The organism is Hymenobacter sp. 5516J-16, assembly GCF_022919335.1.
GTDB classification, from domain to species: domain Bacteria; phylum Bacteroidota; class Bacteroidia; order Cytophagales; family Hymenobacteraceae; genus Hymenobacter; species Hymenobacter sublimis.
Genome location: NZ_CP095058.1, coordinates 3408441 through 3425990, shown reverse-complemented (window position 1 = coordinate 3425990; position 17550 = coordinate 3408441). Strand labels below are relative to the sequence as shown.

The 17550-nt window shown below is 53.2% G+C and carries 11 protein-coding genes and 4 pseudogenes; 9 read left to right on the top strand and 6 right to left on the bottom strand.

The annotated features are described in order from the left end of the window. Nucleotides 1-140: 140 nt before the first annotated feature. Together MUN84_RS17005 and MUN84_RS17000 are read left to right on the top strand one after the other, a co-directional pair. Nucleotides 141-788 carry a WbqC family protein gene (locus MUN84_RS17005; protein WP_244695200.1) on the top strand — a complete coding sequence of 216 codons (648 nt, stop codon included), beginning with the start codon at nt 141-143 and terminating at the stop codon, nt 786-788. A 122-nt stretch (nt 789-910) separates the two neighbouring features. After that, a pseudogene (locus MUN84_RS17000) lies at nt 911-3534 on the top strand (ATP-dependent Clp protease ATP-binding subunit). A 120-nt stretch (nt 3535-3654) separates the two neighbouring features. On the opposite strand, the gene MUN84_RS16995 reads toward MUN84_RS17000, so the two are convergent. From MUN84_RS16995 to MUN84_RS16980, 4 genes are read right to left on the bottom strand one after another with little or no spacing between them, the layout of a single operon-like run. Next, a complete protein-coding gene (locus MUN84_RS16995) occupies nt 3655-4635 on the bottom strand; it encodes a glycosyltransferase family 2 protein (protein WP_244695199.1) in 981 nt (326 codons plus the stop codon). 9 nt (nt 4636-4644) lie between these two features. Next, a complete protein-coding gene (locus tag MUN84_RS16990) occupies nt 4645-5301 on the bottom strand; it encodes a class I SAM-dependent methyltransferase (protein WP_244695198.1) in 657 nt (218 codons plus the stop codon). A 24-nt stretch (nt 5302-5325) separates the two neighbouring features. Next, nucleotides 5326-6033, bottom strand: a complete 708-nt coding sequence (locus tag MUN84_RS16985; protein ID WP_244695197.1) for a WbqC family protein — start codon at nt 6031-6033, stop codon at nt 5326-5328. Between the two features lie 5 nt (nt 6034-6038). After that, a complete protein-coding gene (locus MUN84_RS16980; RefSeq protein ID WP_244695196.1) occupies nt 6039-7115 on the bottom strand; it encodes a DegT/DnrJ/EryC1/StrS family aminotransferase in 1077 nt (358 codons plus the stop codon). 329 nt (nt 7116-7444) lie between these two features. On the opposite strand from MUN84_RS16980, the pseudogene MUN84_RS16975 reads away from it, so the two are divergent. From MUN84_RS16975 to MUN84_RS16965, 3 genes and pseudogenes are all read left to right on the top strand, one after another. Further along, nucleotides 7445-9011 (top strand): annotated as a pseudogene (locus tag MUN84_RS16975) (acyl-CoA carboxylase subunit beta). 107 nt (nt 9012-9118) lie between these two features. Further along, nucleotides 9119-10187, top strand: a pseudogene (locus MUN84_RS16970) (M42 family metallopeptidase). 115 nt (nt 10188-10302) lie between these two features. After that, complete coding sequence (locus MUN84_RS16965) at nt 10303-11106, top strand: helical backbone metal receptor (protein ID WP_244695195.1); 804 nt, start codon at nt 10303-10305, stop codon at nt 11104-11106. A gap of 77 nt (nt 11107-11183) precedes the next feature. Here the strand turns inward: MUN84_RS16965 and MUN84_RS16960 are convergent, their stop codons facing one another. Next, the gene (locus MUN84_RS16960; RefSeq protein ID WP_244698979.1) at nt 11184-12410 is read right to left on the bottom strand and encodes a 3-phosphoshikimate 1-carboxyvinyltransferase; all 1227 of its coding nucleotides are present in this window, start codon (nt 12408-12410) and stop codon (nt 11184-11186) included. A gap of 147 nt (nt 12411-12557) precedes the next feature. Then, on the bottom strand, nt 12558-13388 hold the full coding sequence (locus tag MUN84_RS16955; protein ID WP_244695194.1) for a 3-dehydroquinate synthase family protein: 831 nt from the start codon (nt 13386-13388) through the stop codon (nt 12558-12560). A 333-nt stretch (nt 13389-13721) separates the two neighbouring features. Here MUN84_RS16955 and MUN84_RS16950 point away from each other — a divergent pair, with 333 nt between their 5' ends. The 4 genes and pseudogenes from MUN84_RS16950 to MUN84_RS24680 all read left to right on the top strand — a co-directional run bounded on the left by MUN84_RS16950 (nt 13722) and on the right by MUN84_RS24680 (nt 17189). Next, the gene (locus tag MUN84_RS16950) at nt 13722-14177 is read left to right on the top strand and encodes a hypothetical protein (RefSeq protein WP_244695193.1); all 456 of its coding nucleotides are present in this window, start codon (nt 13722-13724) and stop codon (nt 14175-14177) included. 230 nt (nt 14178-14407) lie between these two features. Beyond that, nucleotides 14408-15663: pseudogene (locus tag MUN84_RS24685) on the top strand (proline dehydrogenase family protein). A gap of 220 nt (nt 15664-15883) precedes the next feature. Beyond that, on the top strand, nt 15884-16156 hold the full coding sequence (locus MUN84_RS16940; RefSeq protein WP_244695192.1) for a hypothetical protein: 273 nt from the start codon (nt 15884-15886) through the stop codon (nt 16154-16156). A 193-nt stretch (nt 16157-16349) separates the two neighbouring features. Continuing rightward, on the top strand, nt 16350-17189 hold the full coding sequence (locus MUN84_RS24680) for a hypothetical protein (protein WP_375374029.1): 840 nt from the start codon (nt 16350-16352) through the stop codon (nt 17187-17189). The last annotated feature ends 361 nt before the right edge of the window (nt 17190-17550 follow it).

The window sequence follows — 17550 nt, the reverse complement described above, 5'->3', positions numbered from 1 at the left end:
TCATTGGCAGGTCCATATTTGGAAAGCAGCCTATCTGACCTGAGTTTGCTGCAACTTCCAACTCTGTTTAGGTATCTACTTTTCTGTTTCGCAGCTCACCCTTTACTTTCCCAGCTTACTGTTTCGCGTTTCCCTTTTGCATGCTTTCCGTTCTATTTGAGTCGCAGTACAACCCACCCGCCGCTTTTTTTGCCGAATTGCTCGGGGCCGACGCCTTATGGCTGGAAGCTCACGATAATTACCGCAAGCAAACTTACCGTAACCGTTGCCTACTCCTGACGGCCCAGGGAGTGCAGCCCCTCACGGTACCCGTAGTGGATGGCAACCGCAGCGAAAAGGTCCTGACTTCGGCAATTGAAATAGATTACCGCCAAAACTGGGTGCATCGGCATTGGCGCACCCTGCAAACCGCGTATGGTGGTACACCGTATTTTGAATATTATGCCGACTATCTGCACGACATCTACGTACAGAAACCTCAGCTTCTGTTCGACCTCAACTTGCTGCTGATTAGGTTCTACCTGCGCTGCCTACGGCTGCGGCTACCCGTTCACCTGACGGCAGAGTACTCCCCTCCCCTCCTTTCTGCTTTCGACTCACCCTTAGCCCCCGATTTTGTGCGTGACCGGCGCGATTGGCTGACACCAAAAGACTCCGCCTCGTCCGGACCTGACAGGAAGTCGGTTCATCCCTACCCACAGTCCTTTGGTAAAGATTTTGTACCGGGACTCAGCATCTTAGACCTGCTATTTATGCAGGGCCCGGCCGCCGGCAGTTTTCTTGCGTAGTGCTATTGCCGCCTCCGAACCTTCGCCCGACACAATCTGTTTTCAGGTTACATCGGCCAAACCCGTTTTAGTGGCTTCTTTTACCCTGGCGGGGTTCCGTTTTTCTTCACTACCTTATCTGCATGGAAGCTAAATTCTCAAATCGAGTCAAGGAGGTCATCTCCCTGAGCCGGGAAGAGGCCATCCGGCTCGGGCACGATTATATCGGTACCGAACACTTATTGCTGGGCATGATTCGCGAAGGGGAAGGCACGGCCATTGGTCTGCTCAAGAAATTGGGTGTATCGGTGGACGAGCTGAAGTACGCCCTGGAGCAAGCCACCCGCAACACGGCCACGCAGGGCACGAGCATCACTGGCTCCATCCCGCTCACCAAACAGACCGAGAAGGTTCTCAAGATCACCTACCTCGAGGCCAAAATCTTCAAGAGCGAAATTATCGGCACTGAGCATTTACTGCTGTCGATTCTGCGCGATGAGGATAATATTTCGTCCCAAATTTTGAGCAAATTCAACGTGAACTACGAATCTGTGCGCGATTCGCTGGACTACCACGGTAACACGGCGAACAACCCCACCAACGGCCCGAGGCCGACGACGACGATAACGACCGCCTCTTCGGAAGCGGCGGCCAGGGCCGTGGTGGCGCCGGGGCCGGTGCGGCACCCAAGAAAGGCAACGAGAAGTCGCGCACGCCTGTGCTCGACAACTTCGGCCGCGACCTGACCAAGCTCGCCGAGGAAGACAAGCTCGACCCCATTGTGGGCCGCGAAAAAGAGATTGAGCGTGTTGCTCAGATCTTGTCGCGCCGCAAGAAGAACAACCCTATTCTGATTGGTGAGCCCGGCGTTGGTAAAACGGCTATTGCCGAAGGCCTTGCTCTGCGCATCATCCAGAAGAAGGTGTCGCGGGTGCTGTTCGGCAAGCGCGTAGTTACGCTTGACCTTGCTTCATTGGTAGCTGGTACTAAGTACCGTGGCCAGTTTGAGGAGCGGATGAAGGCTGTGATGAACGAGCTGGAAAAGTCGCCCGATGTTATCCTGTTCATTGATGAGCTACACACGATTGTAGGTGCTGGCGGTGCTTCCGGCTCGCTGGACGCTTCCAACATGTTCAAGCCAGCCCTGGCTCGTGGCGAAATTCAATGCATTGGCGCTACCACGCTTGATGAGTACCGTCAGTACATTGAGAAGGACGGTGCTCTGGCTCGTCGTTTCCAAATGGTAATGGTAGATCCCACTACCCCCGAGGAAACCATCGAAATCCTGAACAACATTAAGGACAAGTACCAGGACCACCACCACGTTCTGTACACCGATAAGGCCATTGAGGCCTGCGTGAAGCTGTCGGACCGCTATATGTCGGACCGTTTCCTGCCAGACAAGGCCATCGACATTCTTGACGAGGCCGGCGCCCGCGTGCACATTAACAACATCGTGGTACCCGAAGATATTCTCAAGCTCGAGGAGCAGATTGAGAACATCAAGGTGGAGAAGAACCGCGTGGTGAAGTCGCAGAAATACGAGGAAGCCGCCAAACTCCGCGACACTGAGAAGAAGCTCATTGATCAGCTCGACCAGGCTAAGAAAGACTGGGAAGAGGAGACCAAGAAGAAGCGCTACACGGTGAAAGAGGAGAACGTGGCCGAGGTTATTGCCATGATGACCGGTATTCCCGTTTCCCGCGTTGCTCAAAAGGAGAGTCACAAGCTGCTCAATATGGGCGAGGAGCTACAGGGTAAGGTGATTGGCCAGGATAAGGCCATCAAGCAGTTGGTGAAAGCCATCCAGCGTACCCGTGTGGGCCTGAAAGACCCCAAAAAGCCGATCGGTTCGTTCGTATTCCTGGGCCCAACCGGCGTAGGTAAGACGGAGCTGGCCAAAGTATTGGCTACCTACCTGTTCGATAAGGAAGATTCGCTGGTGCGGATTGACATGTCGGAGTACATGGAGAAGTTCAGCATCTCGCGCCTAGTGGGCGCGCCTCCCGGCTACGTGGGCTACGAAGAAGGTGGACAGCTGACAGAGAAAATCCGCCGCAAGCCGTATTCTGTCATCCTGCTCGACGAAATCGAGAAGGCCCACCCTGACGTATACAACCTGCTGCTGCAGGTGCTGGACGACGGTATTCTGACCGACGGCCTGGGCCGTAAGGTGGACTTCCGGAATACAATCATCATCATGACCTCAAACATCGGGGCACGTGACCTGCAGGACTTCGGCGCTGGCATCGGCTTCGGCACGAAGGCCCGTCAGGAGAATATGGATGAGCTGACCAAGGGCACCATCACCAATGCCCTGCGGAAAACCTTCTCACCGGAGTTCCTCAACCGTTTGGACGACGTGATTGTCTTCAACTCCTTAGAGAAGGCCGATATTCACCGGATCATCGACATCAGCCTGCACAAGCTGTTGAGCCGTATCCAGACGTTGGGCTACCGCGTAGAGCTGACCGATGCCGCCAAAGACTTCGTGGCTGAAAAGGGCTACGACCCCAAGTACGGCGCACGTCCGCTGAACCGGGCTATCCAGAAGTATATCGAAGACCCGATTGCCGAGGAAATCCTAAAAGCCGAAATTGCGCAAGGCGACGTCATTACGGCCGACTACGCAGCCGGTGCCGAGGAACTAACCTTTGCTGTGAGCAAGAGCGGTGAAACGCCTAACCTCGCCAGCGACGAGCGGCCAGAGGAAACTCCCGAGCCAAACGACGATGAGCCGAAAGACTCGAAGAAGAAAGGCGAGTAATTGTCTTTGATAAATGAAAACGGCCGGTTCCCATTTGGGAATCGGCCGTTTTAGTTTTCCATATTGTCCGTATTATACAGTAGCTTTTGAGGTAGATAGTTAGCATCTTGTTTCTTGTAATCAATTGGCCGTCAGCTTTCCTAGCCTCCGCAATAGTGTGGCTGTGTAGCGATGCTTCCGACTGAATGTTGATATATGTGGTGGAACATAAGTCCAATCTATTGATCGGAAATAATGCAAAGCTGCCTTGGCGTTACCATACCTTAACTTTACCAGTAGCAAATCATAGAGAACAATTTGCCGCTCGATGGCCAATTGCTGATGGTAGCGAACTGGTAAATGTTGTTGTACAACATCTAGAAAGAGCAAAGCGTGTTGTCTTCTTTCTGCCCAGCTAGTGCTGGTGAAGGCCCCTTTTGCATGCAGGCGATATACCCCCATCACTTCAGGAAGGTAACAAGCCTTGCCGCCTGTTGCTAACACCAAATAATAAATAGCTAGATCAGGGTAGGGTAACTCATAGTAATATGCTGGCAACTCCTCGATTGGTCGACGAAATATTGCTGACACTGTATATATTGGATTTCCGAGGCTGATAAACTCATGCAAGTCCAGATTGTGAGATAGACTAGCCCAAGCAGGATTAGGAGGCTGGGTATATTGTTCGGTTCTCTCGTCGTAGACCTGCACATTGTGGAAGCTGACGTTGCAAGTGACATCAGCTTCCATTAATTCAACCTGCTTTTGCAATTTGCGTGGGTCTGTCCAGTAATCGTCCCCATCGAGCATAGCCACGTACTTACCGCGGCACATGGCAAATGTTGGCTTCAACACGGGTACCATGCCTAGGTTTCGGGGTGAGAGAAAAAGCCGAATTCGGTCGGGATACTTGTCTTTGTAGGCTTGTACGATTTCGCGTGTACGATCCGATGAGAAGTCTTCGCCGATAACCAGTTCGACCGTGAAGCTGGTTTCTTGCATAAGCACACTCTCAATAGCCTGGGCAATGTAGGACTCGTGATTGTACGTGATAAGCCAGACGCTTACGAGGGGCAACTGCTCTGAATGAGACGATACTGCTGGAACACCGTGTGTACTCATACTTAAGAATCAGCGCTGAGGCTCTCGATATACGTAGGCAGTGTATTCATACAAGCCATAATCATGGCGAATCACCACGTGTCGGCTCAGGTGACTTTTCAGAAAAGTCAGCAATAGATCAAGCGGCACATGAAATAGGTCGTCTCGTTCCCAATCCACGTGCTTAGTCATCACGTTGAAAGCTACCCCTACCTGTGCTTTCGCAAATACAGTTGTCAATAATTGCTGCGCATACACCCACATTTCGTCGAAGCTTACCGTGCATTTCTGGGTCAGCACTCCATTCAGAATGATGTAATCGAATTCGGGTAATGCTTCCGGCTCATGTAGGACATCTAAAGCCAAGAAAGGAACATTGGGGTATTTACTACGAGCCAGTTGCAGGTAGTTTTCTGATATATCCAGTCCAGTATAGCTCACCCGGTTTGCTACCCCTTGGTCATGCAAATACTGATAGAAATGCGCGGGACCACAGCCAAAATCCAGTATACGTACTGGTTGCAAGCCAGTAGTACGCAGAACGTCTAACATTACCCCATAGCGGGTTTGGGCATCGGCTTGGTTAGGCCATCCTACACCTAAGTGGTTATCTCCATGAGCTTGCAAATAACTTTCGCATTGAGCGACAATGGTATGATGAGGCGAGGAGGAAGAGGTTGGCTGCATAAGGTGTGAGAAAAAGTAATGTTGTTATGCTACGTACACCTTTGCTTGCCGGGCACTTTCCCGTATCCAAGCGGGAGAATTATACATCAGCACATCAATGATGGACAACCCAGGAATAAAGGTCGCAGCTGCTTGCGGGTAGGGTGGTAATTGTGCCCGCAGGAACTGCAGTTCCACCCCTTGTTGAGCAAAACGGAGTACATCGTACAAATGACTACCCCCTTCCATATTCACGTACTGGTCGGCTTGCAATGCTTGACAGATGGCGAGTATTCGGTCGGCGCCCGTTAGGTCCGACGGCTTTGATAGCGCCGAGCTAAGGTAGAGTTGGGTGTCCCACCCCACATATTGACTTACTGCCAGCAGACTTGCGCGCACCATATCGGTAATAGTTAGGCATGGGAGAAGCAGCACTTGTTCTAGTAATGGAAAACAAGAAGCAAAGAAGGGTGCCCTGCTGTAAGCCTGTGTAATAGTTTGCAAGAGCTTATGCCGAGCGCGTTGGTCAGGGGATACATGTAACTGATTAATCAACTTATTCTGTGAAGCCCCTTCCAGCGGCACTGTAAATAAGTGCTCTTGGCCGCCGACCAGAATACGGTTGCGGTTAATCCAGCCGCGCTTAATAAATTGTACGTCGTCGAGCAGCACAAACTTATCAGCTGCCTGCAGCAGTTGAAAATAGCCCAGGTAAGGAAACAAATACGGCTGCATTATGGCCACGCGCGTCATGATGTCTAGACTAAACTTGACAGAACAATCTTGACAATCCGTGCCACGTCAGTTTCTGCCAGATCATGGTAGAGAGGCAGGCATAAAACTCGGCTCGCTACATCAGATGCGACAGGGCAATAAGCAGGAAGTACGTAAGGCAGCGTGGTTAGGGAAGGATAAAAATAGCGGCGCGGAAAAATTTCAGCGCTGTTTAATGCTTGCGTAACGCGGAGTAGTTGGGTCTCGGACTGGAAAAGAATTGGGTAATAAGAGTACACCATTTCTGTACCAGCAGGCAACTGGGGACGTTGCAACCCAGCAGGTGCCAACAGTTGGTCATAAAGCGCTACCAGACGATGGCGCCGATTTATCAGCTGAGGTAAGTGAGACAGTACGCACAAGCCTAGTGCTGCGTGGATTTCGGAATTTTTAGCGTTGATACCTAAGCCCGCAAAAGAATGTGCGTCTTGGTGGCCAAAGTTGCGCATATAGGCCAGCCGACGGGCTAACTCATCATCATTCGTGACAACAGCCCCACCCTCTCCAGTGTGAAAGAGCTTAGTAGCATGAAAACTCAGGGTAGAAACGTCGCCGTACTGTAAAACTGAGCTACCCTGGTAACGCACCCCAAACGAATGGGCGGCGTCGTAAATGACGCGCAGATTATAACGGCGAGCTATCTGCTCAATTTCCTCAATGCCGCAGGGCGTGCCAAATACATGGGTAGCCACAATAGCTCGAGTAGCAGGTGTAATGGCAGCTTCCACTAAGCCGGGGTCCAGGCAGAATGTCTGCGGATCAATATCCACGAACACAGGTTGGCAGTGCTCCCAAACTAGGCTACTGGTGGTAGCTACGTAGGAAAATGGAGTTGTAATTACTTCTCCTTGCACGTCCAGGGCGCGCACCGCTAGTTGCAGCGCTAGGGTACCGTTGCTTACCAACAATACATGTCGCACGCCTAAATAACGCCGCAACGCTTCTTCCAACTCCACTACCAAAGGGCCTTCATTAGTTATCCAGCCGTTCTCCCACACGTTACGCAACCGGTCGTGATACTCTTCAAGGGGCGGTAAAAACGTCTTGGTTACTCTGATCATGACTTGGTGTGTGCACTGGTAGTAGTAGACAAACAGTCGTATACTGACATATTTATCCGCGCGAGAACAGAAACTTAGGATTAAAACTACATCAAAATAAATTGTAGTAAGATGTAATTAGTTCTATCGTGACTGCCAACTCACCACACCAATACCTTACCCGCTTCGCTGCCGCCTACAAGTTGAGCAGTTGGAGTTGTGCGGGCTATAGTGAACATAGTGCCATAAGCTCAAAGCCCCTCAGAATTCGGGTGTGGCTTTTCTTGACCGGTGTGTACCTTTGACTTCTTACCTGTAGTTGCATATCTGACCTCTCTCAAGCCCACCCAATGTCTGAATCCCGCACGGAAGCCCAATTGAGCAAACTCGAAATCCTCGACCGCAAAAACCAAGAGGCCCTGCTCGGTGGGGCCAGGCTCGCATTGACGCCCAGCACAAAAAAGGCAAGCTTACGGCCCGTGAGCGGATAGACCTGCTGCTGGATGAAGGCTCGTTTGAGGAGATTGGCAAATTCGTTATGCACCGCTCCAAGGACTTTGGGCTGGACAAAGAGTACTACCTCGGCGACGGGGTAGTGACGGGCTACGGTACCGTAAACGGCCGACTGGTGTACGTTTTTTCCCAGGATTTCACGGTTTTCGGTGGCTCGTTGAGCGAGACCCACGCCGAGAAAATTGTGAAGATTATGGATTTGGCTATGAAGAACGGCGCGCCGGTAGTTGGGCTGAACGACTCGGGTGGGGCCCGTATCCAGGAAGGAGTGGTTAGCCTCGGGGGCTACGCCGACATCTTCTACAAGAACACCTTGGCTTCGGGGTAGTACCGCAGCTTTCGGCCATTATGGGGCCCTGCGCAGGTGGCGCAGTTTACTCGCCAGCCATTACCGACTTCATTCTGATGGTGGAAGACACGAGCTACATGTTCGTGACCGGGCCGAACGTAGTGAAGACGGTAACGCACGAAAACGTTACTAGTGAAGAGCTAGGCGGGGCCAGCACCCACTCTACTAAGAGTGGCGTTACGCACTTCACGGCTCCGAACGAGGTGGCCTGCATTAATCAGTTGAAAGCCCTGCTGAGTTACATGCCGCAGAACTGCGAGGAGACGGCCCCTGCCCTGCCCTACGAAGCTGGCCTGGACGAGTCGCGGCCGGTGCTGGATACTATCATCCCCGAAAACCCTAATCAGCCCTACGATATACGGGAAGTGGTGGAAGGGATTATTGATGCTGGCTCCTTTATGGAAGTGCATCAGAATTTTGCCGAGAATATTGTGGTAGGCTTTGCCCGTTTGGGTGGGCGTAGCATTGGCATTGTGGGCAACCAGCCGGCCGTGCTAGCCGGCGTGCTTGATATTAATGCCTCCACGAAAGCGGCGCGCTTCGTGCGGTTCTGCGACTCGTTTAACATTCCATTGCTGGTACTGGAGGATGTACCCGGTTTCCTGCCCGGCACCGACCAGGAGTGGCGCGGCATTATCACCAATGGTGCTAAACTGCTGTACGCCTTCTGCGAAGCCACCGTGCCGCGCATTACCGTTATTACCCGCAAGGCCTACGGCGGAGCCTATGACGTGATGAACTCCAAACATATTGGGGCTGATATGAACTACGCCTGGCCCACCGCGGAAATTGCGGTGATGGGTGCCAAAGGGGCGGCCGAAATCATCTTCAAGCGCGAAATTGCTCAGGCCGAAAACCCGGAGGCCAAGCTCCAGGAAAAGGTGGATGAGTACCAGCAGAAGTTTGCTACTCCTTACCGCGCTGCCCACCGCGGCTTCGTGGATGAAGTCATTTTGCCCTCGCAAACGCGCCAGAAGCTCATCCGGGCGTTTAAAATGCTCGAAAACAAAGTAGATACCCTACCGCGTAAGAAGCACGGGAACATCCCACTCTAATACCCTGGCAGGGCTGACCGCCCTTATTCTGCTGCCCTGTCATCGTGTAAAACCTCATTTGCAGCTAAAACTTCACCCGTTTTGCTGCGCCTGAAATGACAATCCGTATGCGTCAAGAAAGCTTCGACTTCCTCCAGAAATACCTGAACAACCCCTCCCCCACTGGCTTCGAGAAAGAAGGCCAGAAGCTATGGCTCGACTACATCCGGCCCTACATCGACGAGTACTTCGTAGACACGTACGGAACGGTAGTGGGAGTAGTAAATCCGGAGGCCAGCTATAAAGTAGTTATTGAAGCGCACGCCGATGAAATCAGCTACTTCGTTAACTACATAACAAAGGAAGGCTTCATTTACTTACGCAAAAACGGTGGCTCTGACCCATTGGTAGCCCCAAGCAAGCGGGTGAACATTCACACCAAAAACGGCCTGGTGAAGGCTGTTTTCGGCTGGCCAGCTATTCACGTGCGCAAGGTTGAGCAAGACAAGGCCCCATCCATCGAAACCGTATTCCTGGACTGCGGTGCTGCCAGCCGGGAGGAGGTAGAGGAAATGGGCATTCACGTGGGTTCCGTAGTGACCTTCGAGGATGAGTTTTCTGTGCTCAATGACCGGTTCTATGTGGGTCGGGCGCTGGACAACCGCGTGGGGGTTTCATGATTGCCGAAGTAGCCCGGATGCTGAAGGAAAACGACAAGAAGCTTCCCTTTGGCCTCTACGTTGTAAATGCGGTGCAAGAAGAAATTGGCCTGCGCGGAGCAGAAATGATTGCCCACCGGATTAAGCCCGATGTAGCCATCGTGACCGACGTTATTCACGACACGCAGGCGCCGATGTACGAGAAAAAGACTTCCGGCGACCTGCACTGCGGCAAGGGCCCGGTGGTTACCTACGGGCCGGCCGTGCAAAACAATTTGCGCGACCTTATTATTGAAACGGCGCTGAGGGCGGAGATTCCCTTCCAGCGGGCAGCCGCAACCCGGGCTACCGGCACCGACACCGATGCCTTTGCGTACTCCAACGCGGGGTAGCCTCAGCCCTGATTTCCTTGCCACTGCGCTACATGCACACCACGGTAGAAACAGTGCATAAAGATGACGTAGAGAACGTAACAAGGCTGATTTACGAAACCCTGCTGCGCATCGAAGACGGCCACGACTTCAGATATTTTAGCTAGCCGGAAGCCTGTTTTCTCATTTTACTCCCCAGGTCTGCTCCCGGTCAACACTTCATCGTAGAAACGATGGAGCTGGCCGGGAGCAGGCGTTTTGCACAGCGTATTAGTTTATCTTATGCTACCTCCGGCTGAGCTTAGCCTTCCGCTGACTGTCACGGACCAGATGGGCCGTCGGGTGGTTGTGCCCTTTCCGCCCCAACGAATTGTGTCGTTGGTGCCTTCCCAGACCGAATTGCTTTACGACTTGGGCCTGGGCCATCGGGTAGTGGGCGTCACCAAATTCTGCATTCACCCCGCCGAGGCTCGGCAGCAGGCCGCAGTTATTGGGGGCACCAAGAATTTCGACTTTGCCAAAATTTCCACTTGCCGCCCCGATTTAATAATTGGCAACAAAGAGGAGAATTATCAGGAGGGTATTGAGGAACTGGCGAGGCAGTATCCGGTCTGGATGAGTGATATTACTACCCTAGCGGATGCCCTGGAGATGATTCGGCGGGTAGGGCTGCTCACGGGCCAGCAGCACCAGGCCGAGCCGATGGCCGCGGCAATTGCGGGTTCCTTTGCCGCTTTGGCAGCAGCGGTGCCTATTCCGGCGGCGTACTTCATCTGGCGCAAGCCCTACATGGTAGCAGCCGCCGGAACATTCATCGACGAGTTGCTGGCGCGGGCAGGCTACCGAAACGTATTCGGCCACTTGAGCCGCTACCCTGAAATTACCGCCCAACACCTGCTGCAAGCCGCACCCCGCCAGATTCTGCTTTCATCGGAACCCTACCCCTTCAGTGCTAAGCACCTAGCCGAGTTTCAGGCGCTTTGCCCGGAAGCGGAAATACGCATCGTTGACGGGGAACTGTTCAGCTGGTACGGCAGCCGCTTGCTGCATTCAGCTGCTTATCTGCAGCAGCTTGTCACCTCCTAGCAACAGAAAGGTCCGCCGTTTACACGGCGGGCCTTTCCCATTTTATATCCTCTGGTCTGCCTCTACTTGACGGGTTATTAGTAAACCGGGGCGGGCGTGGGGTCAGTTACGAACCCCACTTTTTCCAGCTCTTTCCAAAACTGCGGGTAGGACTTGCGCACCACCTGCGGAGCTTCCACGGTTAGGGCACCGCGCAGGGCCAGGGGCGCAAAGGCCATGGCCATTCGATGGTCGTGGTAAGTTGCTACTTGTTGGCCTGCTACCTGAAAATCCGGGGCTCCCACGCGGAAACGGCCACTTCCTTCATCGGTGAGGTAGCCCCCAAACTTGGCCAACTCGATTTGCAAGGCCGCAATCCGGTCGGTTTCCTTGATGCGCAGGCTTTCTAATCCGGTCATTTCTACCTCTACCCCTAGCGCCGCCGCTACTACCGCTACGGTTTGGGCCAGGTCCGGGCAGTCGGTAAAATCCTGAGCAAAGCGGCTTACGGAGTTTGTTTGGGTTAGTCGCACGGCTTCATCGGCCAGAAACTCCGTGCGCACTCCCAATTTTTCCATGATACCAACAATGGCTTGGTCGCCTTGCCAGGAGTAGCGGCGCAGAGTGGGCAGCGTTAGGTGAGAACCAGCTGGCCCCAGCGCCACCATGGCGTACCAGTAGCTAGCCGCCGACCAGTCGCCTTCTACCGTGTAGTCGGTGGGCTGATAGGCCTGCGGGCGTACTTCCAGCACCTCTCCCAAGTCGCGGCACTGCGCCCCGAAGTGCTGCATCAGGGCCTGGGTCATGCGGATGTAAGGGCGGGAGCCTACTTTGCCCGTCAGCCAGATCCGGAGGCCATGGGGCAGCATGGGCCCAATCATTAGCAGGGCGGAAATGTATTGACTGCTGATGTCGCCGCGCACGGTGAGTTCAGTGAAATCTGAGTCTTCCGTGGCCGATTCGGGCGTGCGACCGAGCAAGCGCAAGGGGGGGTAGCCTTCCTGGCCGGTATACTCGATACGGGCTCCTAGCTGGCGCAGCGCCTCTACCAGTACCTGAATAGGCCGCTCTTGCATGCGGGCGGTACCAGTTAGCGTAGCCTGCCGGCCGGTCATGGCCAGGTAAGCCGTCAGAAAGCGCATTACGGTTCCCGCATCCTCAGCATCGACTACTGAGGCGGCGGGCTCCCGTAACAGCCGCTGCATCAGTTGGGTATCATTGGCATCGGACAGGTTAGACAAGGTACCGCCCCCAGCTAGAGCTTGAATAATCAGGGCGCGGTTGCTTTCGCTTTTAGAGGCCGGAACCTGGGCTGTGCCCCGCAGCGGGTGGCCGGGCCAGGAAAGTGCAATGGAGGAGTTGATGATGCGGAAGGCTTGTAGAGCAAAGCTCCAGCTTCGCCCTTGATATAACACGTGCTGTCAGCTGCCTATAAGCAGCCTTCACGAAGCTGGAGCTTCGCCTTACTTTTCTTACAAGCGGTGATAGTACCGCAAGGATTCCGCAATTTCCGCTACTGTGACGGGCTGGTTGTACACTCCCTGACCGATGCCTTCTAGCAAAGTACAGTTGATGGTCGAGCCTGCATTCTTTTTGTCTTGCCTCGCAAAATCCGCAATAGCCTCCGTTTCCAGAGTCACGAATTGCACCTTATCATAAATTGAGAACAGGAAGGTTTCGATTTGATCCAGCTCCAGGTCGCTGAGGAGGCCCCTGTGGTGGCTTAACCACGCCTCGCAGATCATGCCTGCTGCGACGGCTTCACCGTGCAAAATCTCACGACCGGGCTGCGTGAGCAAGTAGCTTTCCAGGGCGTGCCCAACGGTGTGCCCGAAGTTGAGCAGCTTGCGCAGGCCGCTTTCCAGTGGATCCTGGGCCACAATACGCTGCTTAAGGGCTACGGATTCCTGAATAAGCGGAGTCCAGTCGTCCACTAGAATACCAATCCGGCGGTTACGAGCAAACGCGGCGGCATCGGCAATCAGCCAGTGCTTTACTATTTCGGCATAACCAGCCTTCAACTGGCGAGGATCCAGGGTTTGCAAAAAGCGCGGCTCAATGCACACGGCCATCGGCTCCTGAAAAACTCCCAGCTGATTTTTGAAGCCTAAGAAATCAACGCCGGTTTTTCCGCCCACGCTGGCATCTACCTGGGCCAATAAGGTGGTAGGCACTTGCACAAACGAAATACCGCGCTTGTACAAAGCCGCGCAAAAACCGCCAAGGTCCGTCAGGACTCCGCCCCCGACGTTTACGAGCAGGGCGTGGCGGTCGGCACGGGCCTCCGTGAGTACTTCCCACACGGTTTCGCAGGTAGCTAGCGTTTTATATTCTTCTCCCGCCGAAATTTCAATAGGGGTAAACCCGTCGGCAGCTGTCTTTCCAGTAGCGGCAAGCAGTAGCGAGCAGTATTCGTGTCTACGAGCACAAATACCTGGGTTACTGCGGGCCGGGAAACCAAAGCGGCAAGCGTTGCTAGGGCCTCGGTTCCTAAGAACACGTTTTCGTTCAAAATAAAATGTGTTTAAAAAAACTAGTTCTCCCGTTAAAAGAAATCGGACAAAAATAGCTTGCTTTGATGCAACTATTCAGCCTGGATTCCGATCATCCTAATGCAACTTACTTTCTATTCCGTTATGACTAGTTTTACTCGTGGCGTATTCGTCATGCTTTTAGCTGGTAGCAGCTTCCTGCTGGGGGCATGTAACCGGGACTCCGTACCGACGGTGGAGGAGAAACTGGTTGGCCGCTGGGAGTGGCAACAAACCGCCAATGACAGCCAGCACAGCCTCACCCCTACTAACACTGGTCATCGGGTAATTGTAGAGTTTGACCGTCGGGGCCGGGCCCGCTTCTACCAGGATGGGCAGTTGGTAAGTGCAGCTGCTTTTTCGGTCCGTCGGGTTACCAGTGGCTTCGGCAAGCCGGCTCGTCACATCATTATCTATCGGGGTTATCAGAACAACCAATTTTACTCTGTATCGGGTAATCGGCTGCACTTGCAGGATGCTAGTGGTAAGACATCGGACCACATGTACATCCGGGCTACTCCCGAGGTTTCAGTGCAAGCCAGTGAGCAGAAAGGCTTATAAAACATTAGCAGGCAATACTATACCTAAGTAAGTACTTTGTGCAGTTAGGATAACCTAGTGACGGATACAACTGCACTAGGTAGTGGGAATTGCAAGCAGGCATTACAGTGGCTACCCCACTCAGGTAGCTAGCAAGTCATTTTCGGAACGGCGCATTAGCGCTGGGGCTTTTCGTCTGGCTTGCTAGCCAACGGGCAGCAGGGTACGGGGCAACTATCCGTCCGGAAACAATGTTTAGCGGCTATCTTTGCAGGCAGATTTTCTACCCGCTGGCCACCCTACCTCACCACCCACCGATGCCCGTTACCCAAGCCCCGCCTATTTCCTTCGACGATACCGCAGTTGCTTTCGCTTCCAAGTCTGATGGGGAGCTGCGCAAAATGTACGCGTTGTTCGCCGCCATGAATAATAATTCGTTGGTTAAAACCGGCGGTGGCCTCATGAAGGCTGCGTTGAAATGGCACCTGCCCGGTACTAAGTTTCTCATTAAGAAATCTATTTTCGAGCAGTTCTGCGGGGGCGAGTCCATTCAGGAGTGCTTACCCGTAATTCAGGAGCTGGGCCGCTACCACATCGGCACCATCCTCGACTACTCGGTGGAGGGAGAAGGCGATGATAAAAGCTTTGATGCCACCACTACCGAGCTACTGGCCACTATCGATTTGGCGCACCGCTCGCAAAATATTCCCTTCTCTGTATTTAAAGTAACGGGAGTCGGCGACGCAGCTATTCTGGAGAAGGTGCAGCGCGGCACGGCCCTCTCCCAGGCTGAGCAGGCCAGCTTTGAGCGCACCAAAAAGCGAATTAACGCTATTTGCGCACGGGCTCATCAGTATGGTGTCCGAGTGTTCGTAGATGCGGAGGAAAGCTGGTTTCAGGAAACCATCGATCAGCTGGCCTACGAGATGATGCAGCGCTACAACCGCGAGTCGGCCATTGTGTGGAATACCTATCAGCTCTACCGTCACGACCGGCTCGACGCCATTAAAAAGGCCTATGAAAGTGCCGTACGCGGAGGGTACTACCTGGGGGCAAGTTGGTGCGGGGCGCCTACATGGAAAAGGAAGGCCGTGTGGCCAGCCAACAGGGCCGCATGAACCCCATTAATCCCAGCAAGCAGGCCACCGACGATTTGTATAATGAGGCCCTGCGCTACTGCATCGAGCACGTGGACCGAATTAGTATCTGTGCCGGCACACACAATGAGGCCAGCTCCTTATTACTCACAGAGTTGATGCAAGAGCACAACTTGCGGCCCAATGACCCCCGAGTATGGTTTGCCCAACTCTATGGCATGAGCGACAACCTAAGCTACAATTTGGCGCACGCGGGCTATAACACGGCTAAGTACGTGCCCTACGGACCTGTAGAAGCAGTAATGCCTTACCTACTTCGCCGGGCCGATGAAAATACTGCCATTGCTGGCCAGACCAGCCGGGAGTTCCTGTTGATTCAGAAAGAAATGAGCCGCCGAAAAGCATCTTAGCTATTGCTATATAGCTGAACGGCACAGTTTTGGTTAGCACCCGCCCGCTACCGTGGTTTTGTCCTACGGTAGCGGGTGTTTTTTTCACTACATTCCGCTTTCCATTTCCCACCACCCCCTGCTCATGATCGGCCGAGTACGCAGCCATTTAATTCGTTTTGCCCGCACTCAGGTAGGCACCACTAGCTACCTAAACCTAGTTCAGGAAGCTGAACTAGGCTTGAACCTGGATATTTCACATGAAAAAGCCCGTCTTAACGAAATTCTGGCCGAAATCTCGGAAACTGAGTTTCGGGCGGGCCGGCCTATTTTGAGTTGCCTAGTAAAGGTAGAAGGCTCAAAAGGCCAAGGTGATAACTTTTACAAGCTCTGCGAACGGCTGGGAATGGGGGAATGGCGCAGCCTAAAGCAACAGGAAGATTTTCTGAAAACCACGCGCCGAGAATGCCGTGATTTTTGGAAGGATAGCAGCAATTTTGAAAAATTTGCGTGAGCGAAAAGCTCTTTACATGTTCGTAGAGGCGTTGTTTGAGTGGTTTTGTTAAGGAAAGGCAGAATTATTTCTGCAACCTGAGTTGAGGAGCTACCGTTAAGCACTCCTGAAACCGATGTTGGACTTTTCTTTCCATTTATAGTCCACTTCGGAGTACTCTCTCCTTTTCCATTCAAACTCAACTCCACCCCTCATGAACACCAACGATTCAATCAACCCGACGAACACTGGTACTGGTTCAGGCGCTAACTACGGCAGCGACACCCCCGGCACTGGCTTTGGTGCCGGCACGGGCAGCAGCACTTCGAGCGGCAACATGGGCAACTCTAGCACGGGTAGCTCGGCTAACCAGGGTGGTGTAGGTTCTTCTTCGTACAGCAACTCTGACAGCAACCCCAACCACGACTACAGCGCTACCCAGAAGGGTGCTGCTATGGCTGGTTCGGCTGGTGCAACGGTAGGTGCTGGCATTGATGCCGTGCAGAATGCCGCTAGCGACGCAGGTCGCGCCATGACGGGTAACAGCTCTACCTACGGTTCGTTCCGCGACCGTGCTAGCGCCGAGCGTGCTTATCAGTCGCTTTCTTCGCGCGGTTACAGCAAAGATGATGTAAACGTGCTGATGTCGGATGACACCCGCAAAACTCACTTCGGTGACCACACTCCTGACACTGAGCTTGGCGACAAGGCCATGGAAGGTGCCGGTGTAGGCTCGGCCATTGGTGGTACCGCTGGTGCTATTATTGGTGCCATTGCTGCTATCGGTACTTCGGTAGCACTGCCCGGTCTCGGTCTTGTAATTGCTGGTCCTATTGCTGCTGCTCTGGCTGGTGCCGGTGCTGGTGGCCTGACAGGCGGCTTGGTAGGTGCTCTGGTAGGTTCGGGTATTCCTGAGGAGCATGCTGCTGAGTACGAAAGCGACGTAAAAAACGGCAACATTGTAATGGGCGTACGTCCTCGTAACGAGGATGATGCTCGCTACTTTGAAGAAGAGTTCCGCCGTAACAGCGGCGACAAAGTACGCCGCTACTAGTCTGGCAACAGATTTGCCTTAGAAAATGCTCTTCCTATTCAGTTAGGAAGAGCATTTTTTTGTTTTAACTCCACGCTGCTTGTTTCTCATTGACCATTCTGTGCTTACTTGCTGATCCACTATATAGGATTAACTCAATCTAGCCGGTGATATGCAACCTCTGTTGTTGTTTCTCTACCCTTGGGTAGGAATTCGCAAATGCATGAGGGCACTTATTTAACTGCCATCGACGTTTTCCTATAAAACCGCTGCTCTATACTCTGCGTAGCCTGTAGCAGTAGTTCGTCTCTGTTTGACTTTCCTTCATTTCACCCCGATAGTTCATGTCTTCCCCCGACTCAAGATAGGCCTTTATGCCTCG